A 22,464-nucleotide genomic window follows, 5' to 3' on the forward strand; every position below is an offset into this window, starting at 1 on the left:
ACGCATGCGTATCGAAACACATGCCGGGCTCGTTTACCGAGCGTCGCACCGGTGGGTACGAGTACCCACCCTACGGGACTGCGACGAATTCAAGCGGCGCGGTCCATCCGACGGTGAGACCGCGTGGGCACAGGTGCCCACCCTACGACACGACGCGTGCCTCGAGCGCCGACGCCACCGCGTCATGCGCCGCCTGCGCCAGCTCGCGCCGGTGCGCACCCTTCGCGTCGAGCGGCGCCAGGCAGGCCAGGCGCGCGCGGATCGGCCCGCCGCGCAGGATCGTCAGGATGCTGTCGACAAAGGTGATCTCGCCGACGTAGTCGACGTTCGGATGCCAGTTGCCGGCCTCGTCGAGGTAGGCCAGTGCGCAGGGCTGCACCTGGACGCCGGCGTCGATCGCCGCCTCGAACAGGTTGGCGTGGAAAGGCAGCACCTGGCCCTGCTGCGCCACCGTCCCCTCGGGGAAGAAGGCAACGCGCTCGCCCTCCCCCAGTACGTTCACGATGCCCTTGAAGATGTGGCGCAGTTCGCGCCGGTTGCCGCGCGCGATGAAGACGGTGCCGGCCGCCGCGACCAGCCAGCCGAGCACCGGCCAGGCCCGGATCTCGGCCTTGGCCACGAAGCGGCAGGGATGCAAGGCGTTGATGACGAAGATGTCCAGCCAGGAGACGTGGTTCGAGACGAACAGCGCGTGCTCGAGCGCCGCGTTGCCGGGCGCCTCTTCGACGCGCACGCCGCAGATCGCCAGCAGGCGGCGCGACCAGCGCTGCGTGAGCTGGGCGCGCCGCCCGCTGCGCGCCCAGGGAAAGACGAGTGCGCAGCTGGCCAGGCCCGCCAGCAGGTGGAAAACGACGCGCGCGAGGCGCCAGGCTAACCGCAGGCGGAGCATGGATTACCGACGCCGCGCACCGGACGCCGCCCCGCGAACATCAACGCTGGTAGGCGACACGGCCGCCGACCACGGTCGCTTTCACCTGTCCGGTCAGCTCGTAGCCGAGGAAAGGCGTGTGCTTGCCCTGGCTGGCCAGTGCCGCGCCTTCCACCAGCCAGCGCTGCGCCGGATCGAAGACGACGACGTCGGCCGCGGCGCCGGGCGCCAGGTGGCCGGCGTCCAGGCCGGCGGTGCGGGCCGCCTGCGAGGTGATCTTCGCCAGTGCGCGCACCAGTGCCGTGTCGCCGTGCAGCTCCTCGGCCCATTTCAAGGTGAGCGAGAGCAGCAGCTCCAGGCCGGTCGCGCCGGGCGAAGCTTCGCCGAAAGGCAGCAGCTTTTCGTCGTCGTCCACCGGGGTGTGGTCGGAGCAGACCGCGTCGATCGTGCCGTCCAGGAGCGCGGCGCGGATGGCGTCGCGGTCGCGCTGGGTGCGCAGCGGCGGCGTCAGGCGCGCGTTCGAGTCGAAGAAGCCGATGTCGGCGTCGGTCATGTGCAGGTGGTGCACGCCGACGTCGCAGGTGACCGGCAGGCCTTCGGCCTTGGCGGCGCGCACCAGCTCCAGGCCGGCGCTTGATGACATGCGGCACAGGTGCACGCGCGCGCCGGTGCTGCGCACCAGCTCGAAGATCGTGTGCAGGGCGATGGTCTCGGCCATCACCGGCACGCCGGACAGGCCCAGGCGCGTCGCCAGCGGGCCGCTGTGGGCCACGCCGCCGCGGCCTATGTGGGGGTCCTGCGGGCGCAGCCAGACCGTGTAGCCGAAGGTCTTCGCGTACTGCAGCGCGCGCAGCAGCACGTTGGTGTCGAGGATCGGCACCTCGGCCTGGGCAAAGCCGATGCAGCCGGCCTCGGTCAGCTCGGCCATCTCGGTCAGCGCCTGCCCTTTCAGGCCCATGGTCAGCGCGCCCAGCGGGTGCACGTTGGCCTGGTTCAGGTTGCGCGCGCGGTGCTTGAGCATCTCGACCAGGCCCGGCTCGTCGAGCACCGGGTCGGTGTCCGGCGGGCAGACCAGGGTGGTCACGCCGCCCTGGATCGCCGCCTGCATTTCCGACTCCAGCGTGGCCTTGTATTCGTAGCCCGGCTCGCGCAGGCGCGCCGACAGGTCGACCAGGCCCGGCGCGACCACGAGGCCTGTGGCGTCGATGGTGGAGTCGGCCGTGAAGCCGTCCGGCGCGTTGCCGATGGCGGCGACCTTGCCGTCCGCGATGAAGAGGTCGGTGACCGAATCGATGCCGTTTGCCGGGTCGATCAGGCGCCCGTTCTTGATATGTAAGTTCATCCGTGCGAAGTTCAAACCCGGCCTCCCGCCAAAATACTCATCACTGCCATGCGCACCGCGATACCGAAGGTCACCTGCGGCAGGATCACTGCCTGCTTGCCGTCGGCGACCGCCGAGTCGATTTCCACGCCGCGGTTCATCGGCCCCGGGTGCATCACGATCGCGTCCGGCTTCGCCAGCGCCAGGCGCTCGGGCGTCAGGCCGTAGCTCTTGAAGTACTCCTGCGCCGAAGGCAGCAGCGCGCCCGACATGCGCTCGTTCTGCAGGCGCAGCATGATGATCACGTCGACGTCCTTCAGGCCCTCGTCCATGTTGTTGAAGACGCGCACGCCCATGTGATCCAGACCGCCCGGCAGCAGGGTCTGCGGGCCGATGGCGCGCACTTCCGGCACGCCGAGGGTGGTCAGCGCATGGATGTCCGAACGCGCCACGCGGCTGTGCAGGATGTCGCCGACGATGGCCACGCGCAGGTTGCTGAAGTCCTGCTTGTAGTGCCGGATCGTGTACATGTCGAGCAGGCCTTGCGTCGGGTGCGCGTGGCGCCCGTCGCCGGCGTTGACGACGTGGATGTCCTTCTGGCCGGTCTTGTCCAGGTGCTGGGCGATCAGGTAGGGCGCACCCGACTGCGCGTGGCGCACCACGAACATGTCGGCGTGCATGGCCGCCAGGTTGTCGATGGTGTCGAGCAGCGACTCGCCCTTCGAGGTCGACGAGGCCTGGATGTTCAGGTTGATGACGTCGGCCGACAGGCGCTTGGAGGCGATCTCGAAGGTGGTGCGGGTGCGCGTGGAGTTTTCGAAGAAGAGGTTGAACACGCTCTTGCCGCGCATCAGCGGCACCTTCTTCACTTCGCGGTCGGAGATGCCGACGAAGCTCGACGCGGTGTCGAGGATGTGGTTGATGATCGACTTCGGCAGGCCTTCGATGGTCAGCAGGTGCTGCAGTTCGCCGTTCTTGTTCAGTTGCGGGTTATTGTTCAGAATCGGCATTGTCGTCTTCGATGGTAAGCGAGAGTTGGCCGGCCGCATCGCGTGCCAGCGACAGCAACTGGTTGCGCGCCAGGCTGGTGCGCACGCCCACGAAGTCCGGCGCCACCGGCAGTTCGCGTCCGCCGCGGTCGGCCAGCGCGGCCAGCTTGATGCAGGCCGGACGGCCGTAGTCGAACAGGACGTTGATCGCGGCGCGCGTGGTGCGTCCGGTGAACAGCACGTCGTCGACCAGCACGATGGTCGCGCCGTCGACGTTGAAGCCGATGTGGGTCGGCTTCACGTCCGGGTGCAGGCCCTTTTTCGCGTAGTCGTCGCGGTAGAACGAGACGTCGATGAAGCCCAGGCGCGCTTTCAGGTCGAGGTCCGAGGCGAGGCGCTCGGCCAGCCAGGCGCCGCCCGAATGGATGCCGACGATGGCGGCATCCGGCACGCCGGCAAGGCCCGTGCGTACCTGTTCGAGCAGGGCGCGGTACAGCGCCTCCGCATCGAAGTCGTGATTAATTGTTGGCATGATCGTCAAAGTACTGTTGCAAAATAATGGCGGCCGCCTTGGCGTCGATGCGTTCACCGCGCTTGGAGGGGATGACGGCGGAGGAATAACGTTCGTCGACCAGCTCGACGGGCAGGTTGAAGCGGCCATTGAGCTGGTTGGCGAAGCGGCGCGAGCGCAGGGTCATGTCGTGCTCGGCGCCGTCGGGATGGCGCGGCTCGCCGACGACGAGGCGCGTTGGGCGCCATTCGTCGATCAGCTCGCCGATCACCCTGAAGCGCGTGGCGTTGTCGATGGCATCGATGATGGTCAGTGGTTGCGCCTGCCCGGTAAGCGTGTTGCCCATCGCGATGCCGATGCGCTTCACGCCGAAGTCGAACCCGAAAACGATGTCAACCATTGTCACGCATGGCCGGCCTCGGTGGCGAGCATCATCGGGTCGATGCCCAGCAGTTTGATGGCAGCGTTGTAGCGCTCCTCGATCGGCAGGTCGAACAGCACGTGGGCGTCGGCGCCCACGGTGAGCCAGCCGTTGCGCGAGATTTCTTCCTCGAGCTGGCCCGGGCTCCAGCCGGCATAGCCGATGGAGACCAGCATGCGCGCAGGACCGGCGCCGCTGGCGACCGCCTCGAGCACGTCGATCGAAGTGGTAAAGGCCACTTCGTCGGTGACGTTGAGCGACGACGAATAGCGTCCGCCCGGGCTGTGCAGCACGAAGCCGCGGTCGTCCTGGACCGGGCCGCCGAACATGATCGGTTCGTCCACGACGGCCGAACGCAGGCCGTCGGCCAGTTTCAGGTCGATGCGGTCGAACAGCACCTCCATCGTCATGTCGGTCGGCTTGTTGATGACCACGCCGAGCACGCCTTTTTCGTTGTGCTCGCAGACGTAGACCACCGCGCCGCCGAAGATCGGGTCTTCCATGGACGGCATGGCGATGAGGAAATGATTGGCTAAGTTCAACCCAGATGGCGCCGGACCGATGTTTCCAAGGATTTCGCCTTGCTGCGGCAGGCCGGCCATGGGTAGAGTTTTGCCGATTTTGCTCTTCTTCATACGCTGACTCTCTCTTGGCTCACTCTCTGATTGACCACTAGTATCCAGACTACAACATTAGGCTTTTCGTTAGTTTACACTGAAACGCACAACGGGCCATCCGGCAGCGCGGTTGCGCGCGCAACCGCACGCTTGACAGGAGGCGCACCGAAGCATGGTAGCCAGTAAAATAGCGCGCCGTGTTGACTGAACACACAATGATGCCGATAAACAAGTCTCTCGTCTGGTTCCGCCGCGACCTGCGCGTTTTCGACCACGCCGCCCTGCACCACGCCTTGCGCGCATCGAAAGCGGTCTACTGCGCCTTCGTCTTCGATACCGCCATCCTGGCCGACCTGCCGCGCGACGACCGGCGCCTGCGCTTCATCCACGCCAGCCTGCTGGAGCTCGATATTGAACTGCGCCGGCTTGGCGGCGGCCTGATCGTGCGCCACGGCGCCGCGCGCGAACTGGTCCCGGCGCTTGCGGCCGAGCTGGAGGTGGATGCGGTCTACGTCAACCGCGACTACGAGCCGGACGCGATCGCGCGCGATGCCGCCGTGGCCGAGGCGTTGGCGGCGGCCGGACGGACACTCCTCAGCTACAAGGACCAGGTGGTGTTCGAGAAGAGCGAGGTACTGACCCTGGCCGGCCAGCCCTACGGCGTGTTCACGCCTTATAAAAACGCCTGGCTCAAGCGCCTGGCGGCGCAACCCGAGGCGGTGGCGCCATGGCCGGTCGAGCCCTACGCGGCCGCGTTCGCGGCGCCCGCAGCAGAAGCCATGCCCACCCTGGCCGAGCTGGGCTTCGACGATGGTCCCCTGCCCGCCCCGGCAGGCATGTCGGGCGCCGGCGACCTGTTCGAAGCCTTCCTGCCGCGCCTGGCCGAGTACGGCACGGCGCGCGATTTTCCGGCGCAGACCGGCACCTCGCAGCTGTCGGTGCACCTGCGCTTCGGCACCACCTCGGTGCGCCACCTGGTGCGCACGCTGCAGCAGGCAATGGCCAGCGGCCTGGGCGGCAGCGGCGCGCCGGTCTGGCTGTCGGAACTCGTCTGGCGCGATTTCTACGCGATGATCCTGTTCCACCATCCGCACGTGGCCGAGCGCTCCTTCAAGCCGGTCTTCGATGCCGTCGACTGGGAAGCGGGACCGGAAGCTGACGAACTGTTCGCCGCCTGGTGCGAGGGCCGCACCGGCTATCCGCTGGTCGACGCGGCGATGCTGCAGCTGAACCGGACCGGCTTCATGCACAACCGCCTGCGCATGGTGACGGCGAGCTTTCTCGTGAAGGACCTCGGCATCGACTGGCGCCGCGGCGAGCGCTATTTCGCACGCCAGCTCATCGACTACGACCTGGCCTCGAACGTCGGCGGCTGGCAATGGGCGGCCTCCACCGGCTGCGATGCCCAGCCCTGGTTCCGGATTTTCAATCCGGTGACGCAGTCGCAGAAGTTCGATGCGAAAGGCACATTCATCCGGCAGTACCTGCCGCAGCTGGGCAAGCTCGATGCGCGCGATATCCACGCGCCGTGGACGGTGCCGGCGGAGGAGTTGGCGGAATGTGGCGTGATATTGGGACGCGATTACCCGGAACCCGTCGTGAAGCATGAAGAAGCGCGGCAGAAGACGCTGGCGCGCTTTGCGGTGGTCAAGGCGTCCGCGCCGCCCGGCGATTGATCGACGTTCGAAACGGTGGGCACGGGGGCGCCCACCCTACGTGATTCATGAATGAGGGCTGTAGGGTGGGCGCCCCGTGCCCACCGTTACAGCGCCTGCACATCGAAACGCCGGATCAGTCGCCCGCGTTGTCCGCCGCCGGCATTTCTCCATCCAGCAGCCCCGAAATCGCCGCCAGCAGCACATCCTCTTGATAGGGCTTGCCGAAATAGGCATTCACGCCCAGCCCCAGCGCGTAGTTGCGGTGCTTGTCCGCCGTGCGCGAGGTGATCATGATGACCGGCAGTGCCTGCGTCGCGGCGTCGTTGCGGACGTGGCGCACGAGGTCGAAGCCGTCCATGCGCGGCATCTCGATATCGACCAGCATCAGGTCCGGCCGCACTTCCGGCAGCTGTTCCAGCGCATCGACGCCGTCCTTCGCCAGCGCGACGCGGTAGCCTTCGCGCTCGAGCATGCGCTGGGTCACGCGGCGCACGGTAAGCGAATCGTCGACCACCATCACGGTCGGGCGGTGCGCCGGCGCGGGGTGGCTGGCGACCTCGGCCAGCGGCGCGGCCGTCCCGGCGTTGCGGCCCAGGGCCAGCGGATTGAGGATCAACACGATGTCGCCCGAGCCCAGCACCGTGGCGCCGGCGATGCCCGGCACGCGCGCCAGTTGCGGCCCCAGGTTCTTGATGACCACCTCGCGGTTGCCCAGCACCTCGTCGACCTGCAACGCGATGCGCTCGCCGGCGCTGTGCAGCAGCATTACCGGGCGCGAGCGCAGGCCCGGCTCGAAAGCCGCGGCTTCGCCCAGCAGCGCCGGCAGGTAGTGGAAGGGCAGCACCTGCCCCTGCACTTCCAGCACGCCGGCCTGGGCCGCCGCGGCAAGGTCGGGCTCGCGCACCGGCTGCACCTGCTCGACCAGGGTCGAGGGCAGCGCGTAGGTCCGGCCGGCGCTGGCGACCAGCACCACCTGGGTGACGGCCAGCGTCAGCGGCAGACGGATGGTGAAGCGCGTGCCCTGCCCCGGGTTCGAATCGATGACGACGCGCCCGCCGAGCGCCTGGGCCTCCGAGCGCACCACGTCCATGCCGACGCCGCGGCCGGCCAGTTCGGTCAGGCTGTCGGCGGTCGAGAAGCCCGGCGCGAAGATCAGCTCGGACGCGTCCTGGTCCGACAGTTCGGCGTCGGCCGTGGCCAGTCCCTGCGCACGCGCCTTGGCGCGGATGCGCTCCAGGTCGAGTCCGGCGCCGTCGTCGGAAAACTGCAGCACGACCTCGTTGCCCTGCTGGCTAACCTGGACCAGCACCTCGCCCGTCTCGCTCTTGCCCGCGGCTGCACGCTGCGCGCGCGGCTCGATGCCGTGCACGATGGCGTTCCTCAGCAGGTGTTCGAAGGGCGCGGCCATCTGCTCCAGCACGCTGCGGTCGATCTCGACGCCCCCGCCGCGGATGTCGAGGTTGACGCGCTTGTCGGTCTCCTTTGCGGTCTGGCGCGCCACGCGGAACAGGCGCTCGGACAGGCTGGCGAAGGGCACCATGCGCACCCGCATCAGGTCGCGCTGCAGGTCGCGCGTCATGCGCGACTGCGCGGCCAGCTCCTCGCCGGCGCCTTCCACCGTGCGCGCCAGCGACTCCTGGAAGGAAGCGACGTCGTTCACGCTTTCGGCCATCATGCGCGTCAGTTCCTGCAGGCGCGTGAAGCGGTCGAACTCGAGCGGGTCGAATTCCCGCTCGCCGGCGATCGACAGGCGCGAGGCGATCTGCGATTCGGCCTGCATCTCGACTTCGCGCAGCTGGCGGCGCAGGCGCGCCAGGTTGTCCGAGAAGTCGGTCAGTGCGCCCTTCAGCGTGCCCACCTGGTTTTCCAGGCGCGAGCGCGCGATCGACACCTCGCCGGCCTGGGTCACCAGGCGGTCGAGGATATCGGCGCGCACCCGCACCAGCGGCGTACGGGCCTCGGGCGGCGGGTCAGAGGGAGCCGGGGCGGCGCCTGGCGCCTCCACGGCGACCGATGCGTCCGGGTCCGCATCGGCCTGGGCCGGCTTGACCAGCTGCTCGAACAGCGCCAGCGCCTGGTCGTAGCTCGCCATCAGTTCGTCGAAGGCGGCCGGCGCCGTCGTCCCGGCGTGCACCATGTTCTCGACCTGCGTTTCCAGCTCGTGCGTGTGCTGGCCGATGCGCATCGCGCCGGCCATGCGCGCGCTGCCCTTGACGGTGTGCAGGGTACGCAGCAGGCCCTGGGCCGGCGCGGTGTCGTGCGGATCCTGCTGCCACTGGCGCAGGCCGTTGCCGATCTGCGGCAGCAGGTCCGCCGCCTCTTCCAGGAAGACCGGCAACAGGTCGGGATCGAGTTCGTCGTGCAGCACCGGCTCGGCGGCCAGGGCCGGCGACGTGATCGGCAGCGCTGTGGCCGCGAACTGCGCCACGGTCTCCGCTTCCGGCTCCGGTTCCGGCTCCGGTTCCGCTGCTGTTTCCGGGACTGCGATGTCCAGGCCGATCGGCAGCTCGATGGCTTCCGTTGGCGGCGCCTCGACCGGATCGACGCCGAAATCGGCTTCGGCCGCGGCCAGCGCCTCGTCTTCCGAGACGGCATCCGGGGCCGGCGCGGCGGGCTGCAGGGACGGCGCATCGAACAGGTCGTCGACATCGAGGCCGAACAGCGCGTCGATGTCGTCGCTCGCGGCGGCCGGCGCGCGTGCCGGCTGCGCCGCGGCCGACGGCGCGAACTGCGGCGGCTCGGCCAGCAGGCTGTCGTAGGCCTGGGCGAACAGCGAGTCCAGGCGCCGCGCCAGGTCCGCCGGCACGTCGCCGTAGATCTCGTTGGCCCGCTGCGCGTCGAATTCCTCGCGCAAGGCGTCCAGTTGCGCGATCAGTCCGGGCTGGGCCGGCGCCAGCTCGCCGCGCCCAAAGGCCTGCAGCATCTGGCGCACCTGGGCGAGGGCGGCGTCGAACAGGTCGTGCTGGGCGCCCCCCAGCACCGGCGCCGGCGCGTCCAGGGATTCCAGCGTCGCTTCCAGCGCCTGCGCCAGGTCGCGCAAGGCCTCGAAGCCGACCGTGGCCGAGGTACCGGCCAGCGTGTGCACCGCCTTCAGCGCATCCGCCGTGACCGGGCGGCCCGGCTCGTGGCGCCACTCGCCGAAGTCGCGCTCGAGCGTGCGCAGCAGCTCGTCGGTCTCGGCGACGTAGATGTTGTACAGCGCGAGGGGAATGTCCAGCGTGCCGACGCGGCGCAGGTTGTCGTCCTGCACCGGCGCCGGACGGGTCGCGGTCGGCAATGCAAAGACGTTGGAATGGGCGTTCGCATGCTCGGGCTCGGGCTCGGGCTCGGCCGCGGGCTCCGGCTGCATGTCGGGCGGCGCTTCGAATGACGCTTCCTGCGCCTCATCCTGCCCATCGGGCACGAACGGCCCGCCCGCCTGCACGCGCTCGGCGGCCGCGACCAGGCCGGCGCCGCTGCGCGGCGACTGCCCGGCCCCGGCCAGCTCCGCCACCCAGGGCGCGAGTTCGGCATGGGCGTGTTCGGCCAGCGCCAGCAGGTCCGGCGTCGCGGCGCGGCCGTCGGCCAGCCAGACGTTCATTACCCGCTCCAGCGCGGCGGCGGCGGCGGCGAAGTCGTCCAGGCTGACCATGCGCGCGCTGCCCTTGAGCGTGTGGAAGGCGCGGCGCACGATGGTCAGCGCCTCCTGCGCACCCGGATCGCGCCGCAGTTCCGGCAGCGTGGCCGCCACCGTGCCCAGCACTTCCTCGGCCTCGGCCACGAAGATCTCCAGCAGCTCGGCGTCGATGCCCGGCGCTTCCTGCGCATGCTCTTGCTCATGCGCCGATTCCGGTTCCAACGCCGGCGCCGGCGCGGCCGCGATGGCCTGCGCCTGCTGTTCGGCGGCCTCGGCGATCGTCAGCTCGCGCAGCAGGCCGGCTTCCTCGTCGAAGGCAAAGCGGCTCTGCGCGCTGGCGCTGTTCTGGGCCAGCATGTCGGTGAAGAAGCCGAGCGCGCCGATGTTGCGGGCGATGTTGTGCAGGGGCGCGGCCTGGGCGTCGAGGTCGCCGTCGCCCTGCGCCAGCGCGCGCACGGCGTCGCGCACGTGGACGGCGGCGCGCGCGGCCTGGTCCTGGTCGAGGATGCGCAGCGCGCCCTCGATCTGGTGCAGCAGCGGCGCGGCCTGGTCGAGCACGCCGCGCTTGTCGAAAGGCGAATCGTAGTACTCGTCGAGCAGCTTCTCGACCTGGCGCAGCCCGCTCTTGATCTCGCCGGCCAGCACGGCCACGGTCTGGCCCTGCTGGATGCGGCTGGCCAGTTCGCTTTGCCACTGCGGCGCGTCCGGCGGCGTTTCGCCGGCGGCCAGGGCCAGCAGGCGCTGGCCGACCACTTCGGCATGCTGGTCGAAATCCTGGGGCAATTGGCGCACCTGGTCCAGGCTGTGCTCGACGAACAGCATCGCCGCCGCCATCTCCAGCCCGAACTGGTCGTTGCGGCCGGAGGCAATCGAGTCGCTCGCCGCCTGGCCAAGTTCGCGCAGCAGCTGCGCCAGGCCCGGCGCACCCAGGCTCTCGCTGGCTTTGGCCAGCGTGGCCAGGGCCTGGTTGAAGTCGGCCTCGCGCGTGTCGTCGGCCTGCACCGCCAATTGATCCCAGTCCGACTTGGAACGGGCCAGCGCTTCCTTCGCCTGCTTCAGGGCATTCGGGTCGACCTTGCCGTAGCGGCGCTCGGCGTAATCGGGCGGCACCGCGCCATCCAGGCGGAAGACGCGCCGCAGCGCGGCGGCTTCGCCGTCCAGCTCGGGAGCGGCGGCAATGAAGAACAACGCGTCGCGCAGCAGCGCATCGAGCAGGCCGGACTGGCCCTGCGCCAGGCGGCGCAATTGCAGGTTGACCTGGCCGAACAGCTGCTTCACGTACAGGTCGCCGGCCAGGCGGCCGGTCGCCACCAGCTGCGCAACGCTGCGCAGCGCGCTCCAGAAGGTGCGCGCACGCGCATCGCCGGCCTCGGCCAGCGGCGCGAGCGCCTCGCCCAGTGCCTGCGCATGGGTGCGCTGGGCCTCGCCATCGGCGCTTTTCAGGTAAGGCAGCAACGCCTTTTCGAATCGGGCGCGGCAGGCGGCGTGGTCGGGCGCGGCGCCGTCGGCAGGCGGCAGCTCGAGCGTGACCGCCGTGTCGACCGCCAGCAGGTCCGAGGGGTGGACGCGCTCGGCACCCAGCAGTTCCTGCAAGGCGCGGTAGTAGGGAAACAGCCGTGCCGGCTGCGGCGCGGTGCCGGCCACCAGCTCTTCCAGGTATTCGCCGATCGCGCCGTAGGCCTCGCGCACCACCTGCACGCTGTCGGGCGTGCAGGCGATGGCGCGTTCCTTGAAGCCGTCGAGCGCGCGCTCGGCGGCGGCGGTCAGCAGCCCCACCCCATCCACGTCCACCATCTGCAGCGCGCCGTGGGCCTGGTGCAGGTGGGTCTTCGCATGCAGCAGCAACGTCGCCTGCGCCTCGGGCGAGCGCACGGCGGCGTCCAGCAGCGCGCTGCCGGAACGCTCGAGCGCGTCGCGGATCTCGCCGATCACCCAGGACAGGGGGCCGGTATCGAAGCTGCTCGCGGACGGGGATGAAGTCATGGTCGATGGATGGCTCATTGGGCGACGCGGAAGCGCGACACCGAGTTTTTCAGTTCCTGGGCCAGCGCGGCGAGCTGGTGGATCGAGTGCGCGGTCTGGCGCGTGCCTGCCTGGGTGTGCTCGGTCACCGACAGGATGTGCTGCATATTGTGCGCCACGCCGTTGGCGGACGTCGCCTGCAAGCCGGCCGCGAACGAGATGCCCTGGATCAGTTCGGCCAGGCGGTTCGACACGCGCGAGATGTCGGCCAGCGCGGCGCCGGCCGCGTCGGACAGGCGCGCGCCTTCGACCACGCCCTGGGTCGATTTTTCCATTGCCGCGACGGCGTCGTGGGTATCGGTCTGGATGGTGCGCACCAGGGCGCCGATCTGCTTGGCCGCCTCGGCCGAGCGTTCCGCCAGGCGCTGGACTTCCTCGGCCACGACCGAGAAGCCGCGTCCCGCCTCGCCGGCCGACGCGGCCTGGATCGCCGCGTTCAGCGCCAGCACGTTGGTCTGCTCCGTGATGTCCGAAATCAGCTCGGTGATTTCGCCGATCTCCTGCGAGGATTCGCCCAGGCGCTTGATGCGCTTCGAGGTTTCCTGGATCTGCTCGCGGATCTCGTGCATGCCCGAGATCGCGTCCTGCACCGCGTTCGCGCCCTGCTCCGCCGCGGCCACCGACTGGCGCGCCACCTCGGCCGATTCGTTGGCCGACTTCGACACGTCGGTGATCTCGCCGGCCATGCGCAGGACGGTCGACGAGGCTTCCTCGATCTCGCGCGACTGCTGCTCGGTCGCGCCCAGGAGTTCGGTCGAGATCTGCTGCGCCTCGTTCGAGGCCTGGGTCACCTGCTCGGCGGTGCCGGTCACGCGCAGCACCAGGCCGCGCAGTTCCTCGACGGTGAAGTTGACGGAATCGGCGATCGCGCCGGTGATGTCCTCGGAGACGGTGGCGTGCACGGTCAGGTCGCCGTTCGCCACGTCCTGCAGTTCGTTCATCAGGCGCAGGATCGCCGCCTGGTTCTGGTCGTTGGTCGCCTTTGCTTCCTCTTCCTTGGCCTGGGCCAGCTGGCGCATCGCCTCGGCTTCGCGGCGGCGCGTCTCGGCGCCGCGGGTGCGGTTGCGCGAGTCCTGCAGCATGACGCGGCTGATCGAGCCGGCCGTGGCCAGCGTGAAGATCGAGGCCGCCACCAGCAGCCAGAACCAGACGTTCGACGAGGATTGCTGCTCGCGGTAGCCGCCCTGCAGCGCGGCGACCTGCTTCTTCATCTCCTCGTTGTCGCGGTGGATGGTGCGCGCGGCGGCGCGCGCCTTCGAGTAGGCGGTCGGGTTGTCGAGGAAGGGCGCGAAGTCCTTGCGGAAGGCGTCGAAGCGCACCTGCACCTGGCGCAGCTTGTCGCGCAGGTCGTCGTTGCGCTGGGCGGCGCCGCCTGCCAGCAGGGTCTCGAGCGCGTGCTCGAAGGCGGCGCTGTCGGCGCCGATGCGCACCGCCGCGTCGTCGCGTGGCACGCCGATCGCGAAGAAGCTGCTGGCGCCGCGCGCCAGGCGCTGGGTCAGCATCATCATGCGGCCGATCGCGGCCAGTTCGCGCGCGCTGGCGCCGCGCTCGACGTTCTGGGCCATCAGGTCTTCGGTCAGGACCAGCATCTCGGAGGCCAGCGCGTCGAGCTGGCGCACGCTCTTGTCGAAACCGATCAGGGCCGGCTTCATCTGCAGGATGTTGGCCGCGCCCAGCTCGGACGCGGTCCAGGTGGCGCGCACCCGCGCCAGCAGCGCGCTCTGGCGTCCGCTGGCTCCCGGCACGTCGACGCTGCCGACGTTGCCGCCCTGGGTCAGCAGGCGCAGGTCGCGGTTCACCTCGAGCCGGCTCTCGGCCAGCTGGTCGAAGGAAGCGGGATTGCCGGCCAGCGCATTCGGCGCCGCCTTGCCGACCCGCTGCGAGTGCATCAGCAGGTCGCTCGCGACCTGGACCTGGGCCGCGACGCGGGCGTTGACGGCGGCGTTCTGCCACATCGCCAGGATGGTCAGCAGGATGCCGGCGCCGAAGGCGACCAGCAGGATGCGCAGCTGGCGCGGCAGCGACAGGTGGCCGATCAGGGGCAGGCGCAGGCTGCTGTCTTCGTCGTCTTCGTCGGCGGCGGGAGCGCGGCCGCGGATCGCGTGCCCCAGGCGCAGCATCGCTTCGCCGGCCGAGCCGTGGCCCGGCGCCAGCGTCCCGGCGGAACCGGGCGGCGACGCCAGCGCGAGTTCGGGCCCGAATTCGGTATCGGGCGAGGCCAGCACGGTTTCGTCTGCGCTCCTACCCTTCGACAGAAAATTCAACGACATGATTCCCATTGCGGCTCCTGGTCCTGCGGGTTGATTATTATTGTGATGCGAACCTATGACAGTCCGACGTGCAGGAAGCGCTGTTCCCGCACCAGTGCCGCGAGCGACAGCGGCGTCCATGCATTGCCTTCGGCGTCCAGCAGGCGCGCCGGGTTGCCCTGTTCCGGCGTCATCGCCTCGGGGCGGCGCAGGCCGTGGACCTGGGTCACCAGCAGCGCGCAGTGCAGGCCCAGGCGCGGCGCCAGCGACAGCAAGCGCGCATCGGGACCGGCGGCGCTGCCCTGGCCGCCTGCGCTGAAGTAGCGCGCCAGGTCGACCACGCCGAGCAGGCTGCCGCGCACATTGGCCAGGCCCAGGTACCAGGGCTGGGTCAGCGGCACGCGCGCCAGCGGCTGCGGCGGCACGATCTCGCCGGCCTCGGCCAGCGCCAGCAGGTAGCGTTCGGCGCCGATCGAGACGCCCAGCTGGTGCACGGCCTGGGCCGCGCCCTCCTGGGCCGCCTGCATGCGCGCCAGCAGCTGCGCCTGGTAGTCGCGCAGGCGGGTGCGGCGCGAGGAGGCCGGCGCCAGCGCCTCGAGGTCGGAACTGGCGCCCATCTACGCCCCGAGGGCGGCGATCTTCGCCAGCAGTTGCTGCGGGTCGACCGGCTTCACGAAATAATCCTTGGCGCCCTGGCGCATGCCCCAGATGCGGTCGGTTTCCTGGTTCTTGCTGCTGCAGATGATGACCGGCACCGAGGACAGCTCCGGATCGCGGGCAATCGAACGCGTGACCTGGAAGCCGTTCGCGCCGGGCATGACCACGTCCATCAGGATCAATTCGGGGCGGTCGGCGCGCATCTTCAGCAGCGCTTCCTCGCCGTTGTCGGCGGTGGAAACGGAGAACCCGTTCTTCACCAGGATGTCGGTCAGGTAGTAGCGTTCGGTCGGGGAATCGTCGACGATCAGGATTTTTTGAATGGCCACGGGGGCTCCGTACTTGGATCAGGCTTGTGCAGCCGTGTGCTCGCGGACGGCCGCGAGCAGGGTGTCTTTGGAAAAAGGCTTGGTGAGATAGGCGCTCGATCCGACCATCGCGCCGCGCGCACGGTCGAACAGGCCGTCTTTCGACGACAGCATGACCACCGGCGTGGCGTGGAAACGCGCGCTCTTCTTGATCAGCGCGCAGGTCTGGTAGCCGTCCAGGCGCGGCATGAGGATATCGCAGAACACCAGCGCCGGATGATGGTCGTTGATCTTGGCGAGCGCGTCGAAACCGTCCTCGGCCAGCACCACCTGGTAGCCGGCCTGGGTCAGGAAGATTTCGGCGGAGCGACGGATCGTGTTGCTGTCGTCGATCACCATGATGGTGGGGCCGGAGGCTTGCTGCGATGTCGTCATGTTCGTTTCACTTCAGCATGGAACGCAACGATAGCATAGGGCTGTCGGCTTGTGCGCGATGTGTTGCTCAAAGTCAACTATTCGCAAATACAGGGGAAAAAGGCTTGTCGGAAGGGCTAGAAATTCAGTTATCGGGTGGAGTGGAATTGATAACTTGGTTGATTGAACTGCAAGCGTAGGGTGGGCGGGAAACCCGCCCACTCTACGGAACCGACAACGAATCAGATCGCGGTCATCTCGAAATCGTCTTTGCGCGCGCCGCATTCCGGGCAGGTCCAGTTCATCGGCACGTCGGCCCAGCGCGTGCCCGGCGCGATGCCGTCTTCCGGCGCCCCGGCTTCTTCGTCGTAGACCCAGCCGCAAATCAGGCACATCCAGGTCTGGTACGCGGTCGCCGTCGTTTCGTTACTCACGGTGTCGTTCCTTCTATCTAGTAAAATGGGGAATCAGGTATCTTAATCTACCCGCCGTGCAAAACCAACCGTCTCCGCTGATTCTCACTTTCGGCGTTTCCGATCCTGTCGGCGCGCTGGGTGTGCAGGCAGACCTCGCCACCTTCGCCGTCCACGGGTGCCACGCCCTCACCGTCACCACCGCCCTGCTGGTGGCCGACAGCGCACGCGTCGAAGACCTGCACGAAATCGACGTCGGCTGGATGGCCGACCAGGCCCGTGTCGTGCTCGAGGACATGCCGGTCGCCGCCGTCAAGATCGGGGCGATTGCCAGCATCGAGCAGGCCGCGGCGATCGCCGAGATCGTCTCCGACTATGCCGAGGTGCCGCTGATCGTCGATCCCTTCCTCTCGTCCCTGCCCGACGCCGGCATGTCCGACGAGGACACCGTGCTGGCGATCCGCCAGATCCTCGCGCCCCAGGCCACCGTGCTGATGCTCTCGCAGTCGGAACTGGGCCGCATGGCCGAGACCTGGCGCGAGCCGGGCGTCGAGAGCAGCCTGGAAGCCGATGTCGCGGAACTGACCGCGCGCGGCTGCCAGTACGTGCTGGTGACCTGCACCCAGGGCAGCGCCAACAACCGCGCCAACACCCTGTTCGACCGCGACGGCGCCGTCGTCACGATCGACTGGCAGCACCTGCCCGGCCCCTTCGTCGGCGCCGGCACCACCCTGTCCGGCGCGCTGGCCGCGCTGATGGCCCAGGGCATGGACGTGACCGACGCCCTGCCGGCGGCCCAGGAATACACCTATGGCGCACTGCGCCATGCCCAGCGTTTCGGCATGGGCAAGTTCGTCCCCAACCGCTTCTACCGCGCCCTGCCCAGCAAGGGCCGACAATAAAAAGGCTTCCAAGATGACCACTGAACAACCAACTTCCAAGAACGACATCCTCTTCGAGCGCGCCCAGAACAGCACCCCCGGCGGCGTGAATTCGCCGGTGCGCGCCTTCCGCTCGGTCGGCGGCACCCCGCGCTTCATCACCCGCGCCGAAGGCCCGTACTTCTGGGACGCCGACGGCAAGCGCTACATCGACTACATCGGCTCCTGGGGCCCGGCCATCGTCGGCCACGCGCATCCGCAAGTCATCAAGGCGGTGCAGGATGCCGCCGCCAATGGCCTGTCCTTCGGCGCCCCGACCGAGGGCGAGATCGAGATCGCCGAGGAAATCTGCAAGCTGGTGCCCTCGATCGAGCAGGTGCGCCTGGTGTCGTCCGGCACGGAAGCGACCATGAGCGCGCTGCGCCTGGCGCGCGGCGCGACCGGCCGCGACAAGATCGTCAAGTTCGAAGGCTGCTACCACGGCCACGCCGACTCGCTGCTGGTGAAGGCCGGCTCGGGCCTGCTGACCTTCGGCAACCCGACCTCGGCCGGCGTGCCGGAAGACTTCGTGAAGCACACCCTGGTGCTCGACTACAACAACATCGCCCAGCTGGAAGACGCCTTCAAGTCGATGGGCGACACCATCGCCTGCGTGATCGTGGAGCCGGTGGCCGGCAACATGAACCTGATCCGCGCCACGCCGGAATTCCTGCAGCGCATGCGCGAACTGTGCACCGAACACGGCGCCGTCCTGATCTTCGACGAAGTGATGTGCGGCTTCCGCGTCGGCCTCGGCGGCGCCCAGGAGATGTACGGCATCGAGCCGGACCTCACCGCGCTGGGCAAGGTCATCGGCGGCGGCCTGCCGGTCGCGGCGTTCGGCGGCAAGCGTGACCTGATGCAGAAGATGGCGCCGATCGGCCCGGTCTACCAGGCCGGCACGCTGTCGGGCAACCCGGTGGCAGTGGCCGCCGGCATGACCACCCTGAAACTGGTGCAGGAGCCGGGCTTCTACGACAAGTTGACCGCCACCGGCCAGAAGCTGGTCCAAGGCCTGACGGAAGCGGCGAAGGAAGCCGGCATCGCCTTCTGCGGCGATTCGGTCGGCGGCATGTTCGGCATGTACTTCAGCGACACCATCCCGGCCTCCTACGGCCAGATGATGGCGGGCGACAAGACGCGCTTCAATGCCTTCTTCCACGGCATGCTCGAAGAAGGGGTGTATTTCGCGCCGGCGATGTTCGAAGCCGGTTTCGTGTCCGCAGCGCACGACGACGCTGTCATCGAAGAAACGGTTGCAGCCGCGCGCAAAGTGTTCGCGCGCCTCGTTTAAGCGAGCGCAAATCCGGCGCGCCGTGCGCGCCGCACCCGTCGGCGCGTTATCCCATCATGGGTCCATCACCTGGACTCGATCATGGCGCGCCTTCGACGATCCCCTCCCGGCACGGCCCGCTCCCGCCTGCCGCGTTCACAGCAGCCGCAGCCGCAGCCCCAACGCGGCGGCGCGCCCGTCACCGTGACCGTCGCGCTGCTGCGCGTGGCCGAAGTGACCAATCCCGAGGATTATTACGCCGCCATCGTCGATGGCCTGAATGCCAGCGCGCGCCGCTACGGCGTCGACACGGCGCTGCGCCTGGCCCACTTCCTGGCCCAGATCGGGCACGAGAGCAGTTTTCGCGCGACCGAGGAGAACGGCCGGTATTCGGCCACGCGCATGCGCGAGATCTTCGGCTGCAAGGGCGGCCGCGCCCAGTACGACCGCAACACCGACGACTGCCGCCTGGGCGACGACGGCAGGCCGGCACGCCTGCGCCCCAAGCTCTGGACCGAGCAGGACCTGTATGCCGGCAACGCCGAGCGCCTGCTCGGCTACGTCTACGCCGACCGCCTGGGCAACGGCAGCGAGGAATCCGGCGACGGCTACCGCTACCGGGGCCGCGGCCTGGTCCAGCTCACCGGCAAGGACAACTACCTCGCGTTTACCGCCGCGCACAACGCGCGCGATGCGGGCGACCCACGCGATTTTGTCGCCGACCCGGATTTGCTTCTGAGCGAGCTCAAATACGCCATCGAATCGGCTTTCTGGTACTGGGATGCGCGTAAAGTAAATGCGCTTGCCGATGCCGACGACCTCGAGGGCGTGACCCGCGCCGTCAACGGCGGCCTGAACGGACTGGAAGATCGTGGAGCGCGCCTTGCGAGGATCAAGACAGCATTGGGTATCTGAAGGAATCGTGGCGCTGGCCTGCGGTGCACTGGCGCTTGTCCTGACGCCTGCGCTGACGCCTGCCTGGGCGCAGGCAGCGGGCGCGCAGGCGGCCGACCCTGCGGGTGAGCCTGCGGGCGAACCCGCGGGCGCATCGCTGTGCCTGGCGCACGAGCCCGTCGTGTTCGCCTGCAGCGTGGAGGGCAAGATCGCCTCCCTGTGCCGCTCGCCGGACGCCGGCAACGAATTGAGTTACCGCTTCGGCAAGCCGGCGGCGGTGGAATTGCGCTATCCGCAGCCGGGCCAGCGCGCGCGCCCCGCCTTCACCGTGAAGACCGAACCGCTGATCGGCGGCGGCGTCACCAAGGTCGCCTTCCAGCGCGGCGCCTACACCTATACCGTCTACAGCCGCGTGGCGCGGGCGCCGGACGGCGCCACGCCGGAGTTCGAGGACGGCGTTACCGTCGAGCGGCGTGGCAAGCTACTGCGGCGCCTGCGCTGCGAGGACGGCGGCGCCGGCTTCCGCGAGCCGCCGGGGCAATATATAAAATAAAAAAGGGTGAAATAAAATTTCACCCTCCGTCGTTACGTGAAATTTTATTTCACGCCATGTATCGATCGTTTACATGCCCGGCCCGCCGAAGCCACCCGGCGGCATGCCGCCCGGCGGCGGACCGCCGCGCCAGCCTTCGCCCGGCGGACCGTCTGGACGGCGGCTCGACTGCACGCCGCCGAAGCGATACGACAGGCCGACGTAGACGAAGCGGCCGTCGAAGCGGCGGATGCCGCGTTCCTGCAGGGTCGGCGAATCGGTGATGGTCTCCATCTTCTGCGAATCGAAGATGTCGTTCGCGTTCACCACGAACGTCAGGCTCGGGCTCAGGTTGCGGCGATAGCTCAGGTTGGCGGTGGCGCTCGGCTCGCGGTAGCCGTAGCCGGTCAGGGTCTTGCCCTGGGCGTTGAACATCAGCTGCAGCTGGTCCTGCGGCGTCGCCTGCCAGTTCAGGCGGCCGCGCACGTTCACCGAGGTGGCGCTGCGCTTGCTCTCGATACCGGCCAGGTCGATCTGCTGCTGCTCGACCACGAAGACGTTGCCGCTGGTGTTGAGCGACAGCGTCGGCGTGATCTTGCCGCTGAGCGTGAATCCCAGGCCGCCGGAGCGATTGCTGCCGCCGTTCTCCAGCGTGGTCAGGATCACGGTGTCGCTCACCGGCACCTGGCGGCTGCGGATGGTGTCGCGCTCGTTGCGGTAGTAGGCGCGCAGGTTGGCGTCGAGCACGCCGGCCTTGGTTTCGTAGCCGACCTCGAAGGAATCGGTCTTCACCGGCTTCAGGTAGGGATTGCCGCTCGACTCGTTGAATTCGTCGCGATAGACCACGAAGGGATTGAGTTCGCTCGCGCTCGGCCGGCGGATCCGGTGCGCGTAGGCCAGGCGCAGGTTGGTCCGGTCGCCCAGCTTGTAGGTGGCGAAGGCGCTCGGCACCCAGTTCAGGTAGTCGTTGCTCGCCTCGACGCGGGTGGTGGCCTGCTCGAGCTTCATGTCGGTGTATTCGCCGCGCAGGCCGAGCTGGGCGCCCCAGCGCTCGCTGAGCTTCCACTGGTAGGAGCCGTACAGGGCGGCGACGCGCTGGTCCAGTTCGAAGGCATTGGTCAGGCGGTCGTTCACGCCCGGCGCGCCGCTGGCCAGGTCGAAGTCGTAGTAGCGGTTGTCGAACTCGCTCTTCGTATCGGAGAGCTTGTAGCCGAGCTTCACGATCGCGCCGCTGTCGAGCGGACGCTCGTAGTCGCCGGTGTAGTCGACGATCCGGGTGCGGTTGTCGACGTCCTGCAGGTTGCGGCTGTCGGCCGCGAAAGGCGGCGTGACCGTATAGGTGTTGGTGGAGTCGGTCTCGCTGTCGTTTTCGCTGCCGGACAGGCGCAGGTCCATCTTGAACAGCTCGCCCAGCTTCTCGCCCTTGTGGTCCCAGCGCAGGCCCACCATGCCGTTGCTGCTGTCGCCCGTCCTGCGGCTGGCGCGCACGTAATCGCTGGTGACCGCGCCCATGCCGTCGGCCACGTTGTAATGGTCCTGCACCTGCTGGTCGTTGTCGCGCTGCATGTACATCAGGCTCGCTTCCAGCGTATCGTCCTCGCCGATGTTGTAGCTGAGCTGGCCGCGCAGGCCGACGCTGTCGTTCAGGCCGGTGCTGGTCGTGGACTGGGTGCTGCGCTGCACGTCGCCGGTGACCGGGTCGATGCGCTCGCGCTCGTTCTCGTAGGTCGAGTCGCGCCCGTCGTGGCGGACGTGGATGCCGCCCTGGAAGCCCCACGCGCCGCTGTTGTAGGAACCGTTCAGCGCCGAGTTGTAGCGCCCGGCCGTGCCCAGGTTGGCATTGGCCACGCCGAAGCCGCCGGGGCGGCGGGTGCGCTTCATGACCAGGTTCAGGATCGGGCCGCCGCCGCCCTCGTTGCCGAATTCGGCGCCCGGATTGTTGATGACCTCGATCGAATCGATGTCCTCGGACGGCATGGCCTGCAGCGCGCCGCCGCGGTTCTCGCCCTGCAGCATGGCCGAGGGCTTGCCGTCGACCAGGATCTGCACGTTGGTGCTGCCGCGCAGCGAGACGGTGCCGTCCGGATCGACCGACACCGAGGGCACGTTGCCGAGTGCATCGGCGGCGCTGCCGTTCGAGGCGTTCACGTCCTGCTTGACGTCGTAGACCTGGCGGTCGATGAACTTGGTGGTGCGCTCGCCGACCACGTTGACGGACTGGATCGGGGCCGGCGCCATCTGGGCACCGGCGGCGTCCGGCTGGGCCGCACCTGCGGGTGCCGCTGCGGGCGCCGCCGGTGCGTTTGCAGGGGCGGGTTGCGCCGCAGCGGCGGCCGCTGTGGGCTTCGCCGCCGTGGTGGCGGGAGCGGGCTGGGCGGCGGGGACGTTGGCGGCGCTTTGCGCCAGGGCGGAACTTGCCGCGCCCAGCTCGCACACGGCGAGCAGCACGGCAAGATGGACGGCGCGGCGGCGCGGCGATGCGTCGGCAGCGCCAGGCTGCATGCCGCCTTGGGTGAAACGATTTCGTTGGACCATTTTTGCTGTTGTTGACGTTGAGAGGCATCGCCTGCGCCATGTTCGTGCCTAAACGTTTCATTCAACGTCTACTCAAAAACAATAACGCACGCGCAAAGTTTCAATTTTAAAACGTCACGCCACCCTTGCGCCGTTTTAAGGCGTAAAGAAGCGTAAAAGCGCCATTTCCGCACAGTCCGGAGAATCGCCAAAGGCCCGAGACAATAAGTTACACTTTTGCAATTACCGTAAACAAAAGGCATGCAG

At 68.5% G+C, this 22,464-nt stretch carries 18 protein-coding genes; 5 read left to right on the forward strand and 13 right to left on the reverse strand.

Annotated elements, in window-relative coordinates:
- Positions 1-142: 142 nt before the first annotated feature.
- The 6 genes from ACFOPH_RS15230 to ACFOPH_RS15255 are packed head-to-tail and all read right to left on the reverse strand — an operon-like array spanning position 143 to position 4,745.
- Positions 143-889 carry a lysophospholipid acyltransferase family protein gene (locus tag ACFOPH_RS15230; RefSeq protein WP_312551197.1) on the reverse strand — a complete coding sequence of 249 codons (747 nt, stop codon included), beginning with the start codon at positions 887-889 and terminating at the stop codon, positions 143-145.
- Between the two features lie 40 nt (positions 890-929).
- Complete coding sequence (locus tag ACFOPH_RS15235) at positions 930-2,210, reverse strand: dihydroorotase (RefSeq protein WP_312551196.1); 1,281 nt, start codon at positions 2,208-2,210, stop codon at positions 930-932.
- A gap of 11 nt (positions 2,211-2,221) precedes the next feature.
- A complete protein-coding gene (locus tag ACFOPH_RS15240; protein ID WP_312551194.1) occupies positions 2,222-3,199 on the reverse strand; it encodes an aspartate carbamoyltransferase catalytic subunit in 978 nt (325 codons plus the stop codon).
- Entirely contained in the window at positions 3,180-3,710 is a 531-nt protein-coding gene (pyrR, locus tag ACFOPH_RS15245; RefSeq protein WP_312551192.1) for a bifunctional pyr operon transcriptional regulator/uracil phosphoribosyltransferase PyrR, read from the reverse strand. The genes ACFOPH_RS15240 and pyrR overlap by 20 nt, the downstream gene beginning before the upstream one ends.
- The gene (gene ruvX, locus ACFOPH_RS15250) at positions 3,697-4,089 is read right to left on the reverse strand and encodes a Holliday junction resolvase RuvX (protein WP_312551190.1); all 393 of its coding nucleotides are present in this window, start codon (positions 4,087-4,089) and stop codon (positions 3,697-3,699) included. The genes pyrR and ruvX overlap by 14 nt, the downstream gene beginning before the upstream one ends.
- A gap of 2 nt (positions 4,090-4,091) precedes the next feature.
- Positions 4,092-4,745, reverse strand: a complete 654-nt coding sequence (locus ACFOPH_RS15255; protein ID WP_379736193.1) for a YqgE/AlgH family protein — start codon at positions 4,743-4,745, stop codon at positions 4,092-4,094.
- 200 nt (positions 4,746-4,945) lie between these two features.
- Here ACFOPH_RS15255 and ACFOPH_RS15260 point away from each other — a divergent pair, with 200 nt between their 5' ends.
- Positions 4,946-6,403, forward strand: a complete 1,458-nt coding sequence (locus tag ACFOPH_RS15260) for a cryptochrome/photolyase family protein (RefSeq protein ID WP_379737943.1) — start codon at positions 4,946-4,948, stop codon at positions 6,401-6,403.
- A gap of 115 nt (positions 6,404-6,518) precedes the next feature.
- On the opposite strand, the gene ACFOPH_RS15265 is transcribed toward ACFOPH_RS15260, so the two are convergent.
- From ACFOPH_RS15265 to ACFOPH_RS15290, 6 genes are all read right to left on the reverse strand, one after another.
- On the reverse strand, positions 6,519-11,984 hold the full coding sequence (locus ACFOPH_RS15265) for a hybrid sensor histidine kinase/response regulator (RefSeq protein WP_379736195.1): 5,466 nt from the start codon (positions 11,982-11,984) through the stop codon (positions 6,519-6,521).
- A 14-nt stretch (positions 11,985-11,998) separates the two neighbouring features.
- Positions 11,999-14,302: a methyl-accepting chemotaxis protein gene (locus tag ACFOPH_RS15270; RefSeq protein WP_312553597.1), complete on the reverse strand. Its 2,304-nt coding sequence runs from the start codon at positions 14,300-14,302 to the stop codon at positions 11,999-12,001.
- 44 nt (positions 14,303-14,346) lie between these two features.
- Positions 14,347-14,889 (reverse strand): chemotaxis protein CheW, encoded by a 543-nt coding sequence (locus ACFOPH_RS15275; protein WP_379736197.1) that lies wholly within the window; start codon positions 14,887-14,889, stop codon positions 14,347-14,349.
- Complete coding sequence (locus ACFOPH_RS15280; RefSeq protein WP_312552820.1) at positions 14,890-15,258, reverse strand: response regulator transcription factor; 369 nt, start codon at positions 15,256-15,258, stop codon at positions 14,890-14,892.
- 18 nt (positions 15,259-15,276) lie between these two features.
- Positions 15,277-15,672 carry a response regulator gene (locus ACFOPH_RS15285; RefSeq protein ID WP_312552819.1) on the reverse strand — a complete coding sequence of 132 codons (396 nt, stop codon included), beginning with the start codon at positions 15,670-15,672 and terminating at the stop codon, positions 15,277-15,279.
- Between the two features lie 221 nt (positions 15,673-15,893).
- A complete protein-coding gene (locus ACFOPH_RS15290) occupies positions 15,894-16,046 on the reverse strand; it encodes a rubredoxin (protein WP_091876441.1) in 153 nt (50 codons plus the stop codon).
- 95 nt (positions 16,047-16,141) lie between these two features.
- Here ACFOPH_RS15290 and thiD point away from each other — a divergent pair, with 95 nt between their 5' ends.
- The 4 genes from thiD (at position 16,142) to ACFOPH_RS15310 (ending at position 19,704) form a co-directional block, all read left to right on the forward strand.
- Positions 16,142-16,966: a bifunctional hydroxymethylpyrimidine kinase/phosphomethylpyrimidine kinase gene (thiD, locus tag ACFOPH_RS15295; RefSeq protein WP_379736200.1), complete on the forward strand. Its 825-nt coding sequence runs from the start codon at positions 16,142-16,144 to the stop codon at positions 16,964-16,966.
- A gap of 13 nt (positions 16,967-16,979) precedes the next feature.
- Positions 16,980-18,278: a glutamate-1-semialdehyde 2,1-aminomutase gene (gene hemL / locus ACFOPH_RS15300; protein WP_379736202.1), complete on the forward strand. Its 1,299-nt coding sequence runs from the start codon at positions 16,980-16,982 to the stop codon at positions 18,276-18,278.
- Between the two features lie 81 nt (positions 18,279-18,359).
- Entirely contained in the window at positions 18,360-19,172 is an 813-nt protein-coding gene (locus tag ACFOPH_RS15305; RefSeq protein ID WP_312552814.1) for a glycoside hydrolase family 19 protein, read from the forward strand.
- 7 nt (positions 19,173-19,179) lie between these two features.
- A complete protein-coding gene (locus ACFOPH_RS15310; protein WP_379736204.1) occupies positions 19,180-19,704 on the forward strand; it encodes a hypothetical protein in 525 nt (174 codons plus the stop codon).
- Positions 19,705-19,773: 69 nt separating this feature from the next.
- On the opposite strand, the gene ACFOPH_RS15315 is transcribed toward ACFOPH_RS15310, so the two are convergent.
- Positions 19,774-22,185, reverse strand: a complete 2,412-nt coding sequence (locus ACFOPH_RS15315) for a TonB-dependent receptor domain-containing protein (RefSeq protein ID WP_379736206.1) — start codon at positions 22,183-22,185, stop codon at positions 19,774-19,776.
- Between the last annotated feature and the right edge of the window lie 279 nt (positions 22,186-22,464).

This window comes from Massilia haematophila, from assembly GCF_042647645.1.
Lineage (GTDB): Bacteria > Pseudomonadota > Gammaproteobacteria > Burkholderiales > Burkholderiaceae_D > Telluria > Telluria haematophila.

Bases quoted from the DNA above. Each gene is read 5' to 3' on its own strand.
- ruvX (WP_312551190.1), bottom strand. From the start codon at position 4,089: ATGGTTGACATCGTTTTCGGGTTCGACTTCGGCGTGAAGCGCATCGGC.
- ACFOPH_RS15285 (WP_312552819.1), bottom strand. From the start codon at position 15,672: ATGACGACATCGCAGCAAGCCTCCGGCCCCACCATCATGGTGATCGAC.
- ACFOPH_RS15260 (WP_379737943.1), top strand. From the start codon at position 4,946: ATGCCGATAAACAAGTCTCTCGTCTGGTTCCGCCGCGACCTGCGCGTT.
- ACFOPH_RS15235 (WP_312551196.1), bottom strand. From the start codon at position 2,210: ATGAACTTACATATCAAGAACGGGCGCCTGATCGACCCGGCAAACGGC.
- ACFOPH_RS15270 (WP_312553597.1), bottom strand. From the start codon at position 14,302: ATGGGAATCATGTCGTTGAATTTTCTGTCGAAGGGTAGGAGCGCAGAC.
- ACFOPH_RS15315 (WP_379736206.1), bottom strand. From the start codon at position 22,185: ATGCAGCCTGGCGCTGCCGACGCATCGCCGCGCCGCCGCGCCGTCCAT.
- ACFOPH_RS15230 (WP_312551197.1), bottom strand. From the start codon at position 889: ATGCTCCGCCTGCGGTTAGCCTGGCGCCTCGCGCGCGTCGTTTTCCAC.
- pyrR (WP_312551192.1), bottom strand. From the start codon at position 3,710: ATGCCAACAATTAATCACGACTTCGATGCGGAGGCGCTGTACCGCGCC.
- ACFOPH_RS15275 (WP_379736197.1), bottom strand. From the start codon at position 14,889: ATGGGCGCCAGTTCCGACCTCGAGGCGCTGGCGCCGGCCTCCTCGCGC.
- hemL (WP_379736202.1), top strand. From the start codon at position 16,980: ATGACCACTGAACAACCAACTTCCAAGAACGACATCCTCTTCGAGCGC.
- ACFOPH_RS15290 (WP_091876441.1), bottom strand. From the start codon at position 16,046: ATGTGCCTGATTTGCGGCTGGGTCTACGACGAAGAAGCCGGGGCGCCG.
- ACFOPH_RS15240 (WP_312551194.1), bottom strand. From the start codon at position 3,199: ATGCCGATTCTGAACAATAACCCGCAACTGAACAAGAACGGCGAACTG.
- ACFOPH_RS15305 (WP_312552814.1), top strand. From the start codon at position 18,360: ATGGCGCGCCTTCGACGATCCCCTCCCGGCACGGCCCGCTCCCGCCTG.
- ACFOPH_RS15265 (WP_379736195.1), bottom strand. From the start codon at position 11,984: ATGACTTCATCCCCGTCCGCGAGCAGCTTCGATACCGGCCCCCTGTCC.
- ACFOPH_RS15255 (WP_379736193.1), bottom strand. From the start codon at position 4,745: ATGAAGAAGAGCAAAATCGGCAAAACTCTACCCATGGCCGGCCTGCCG.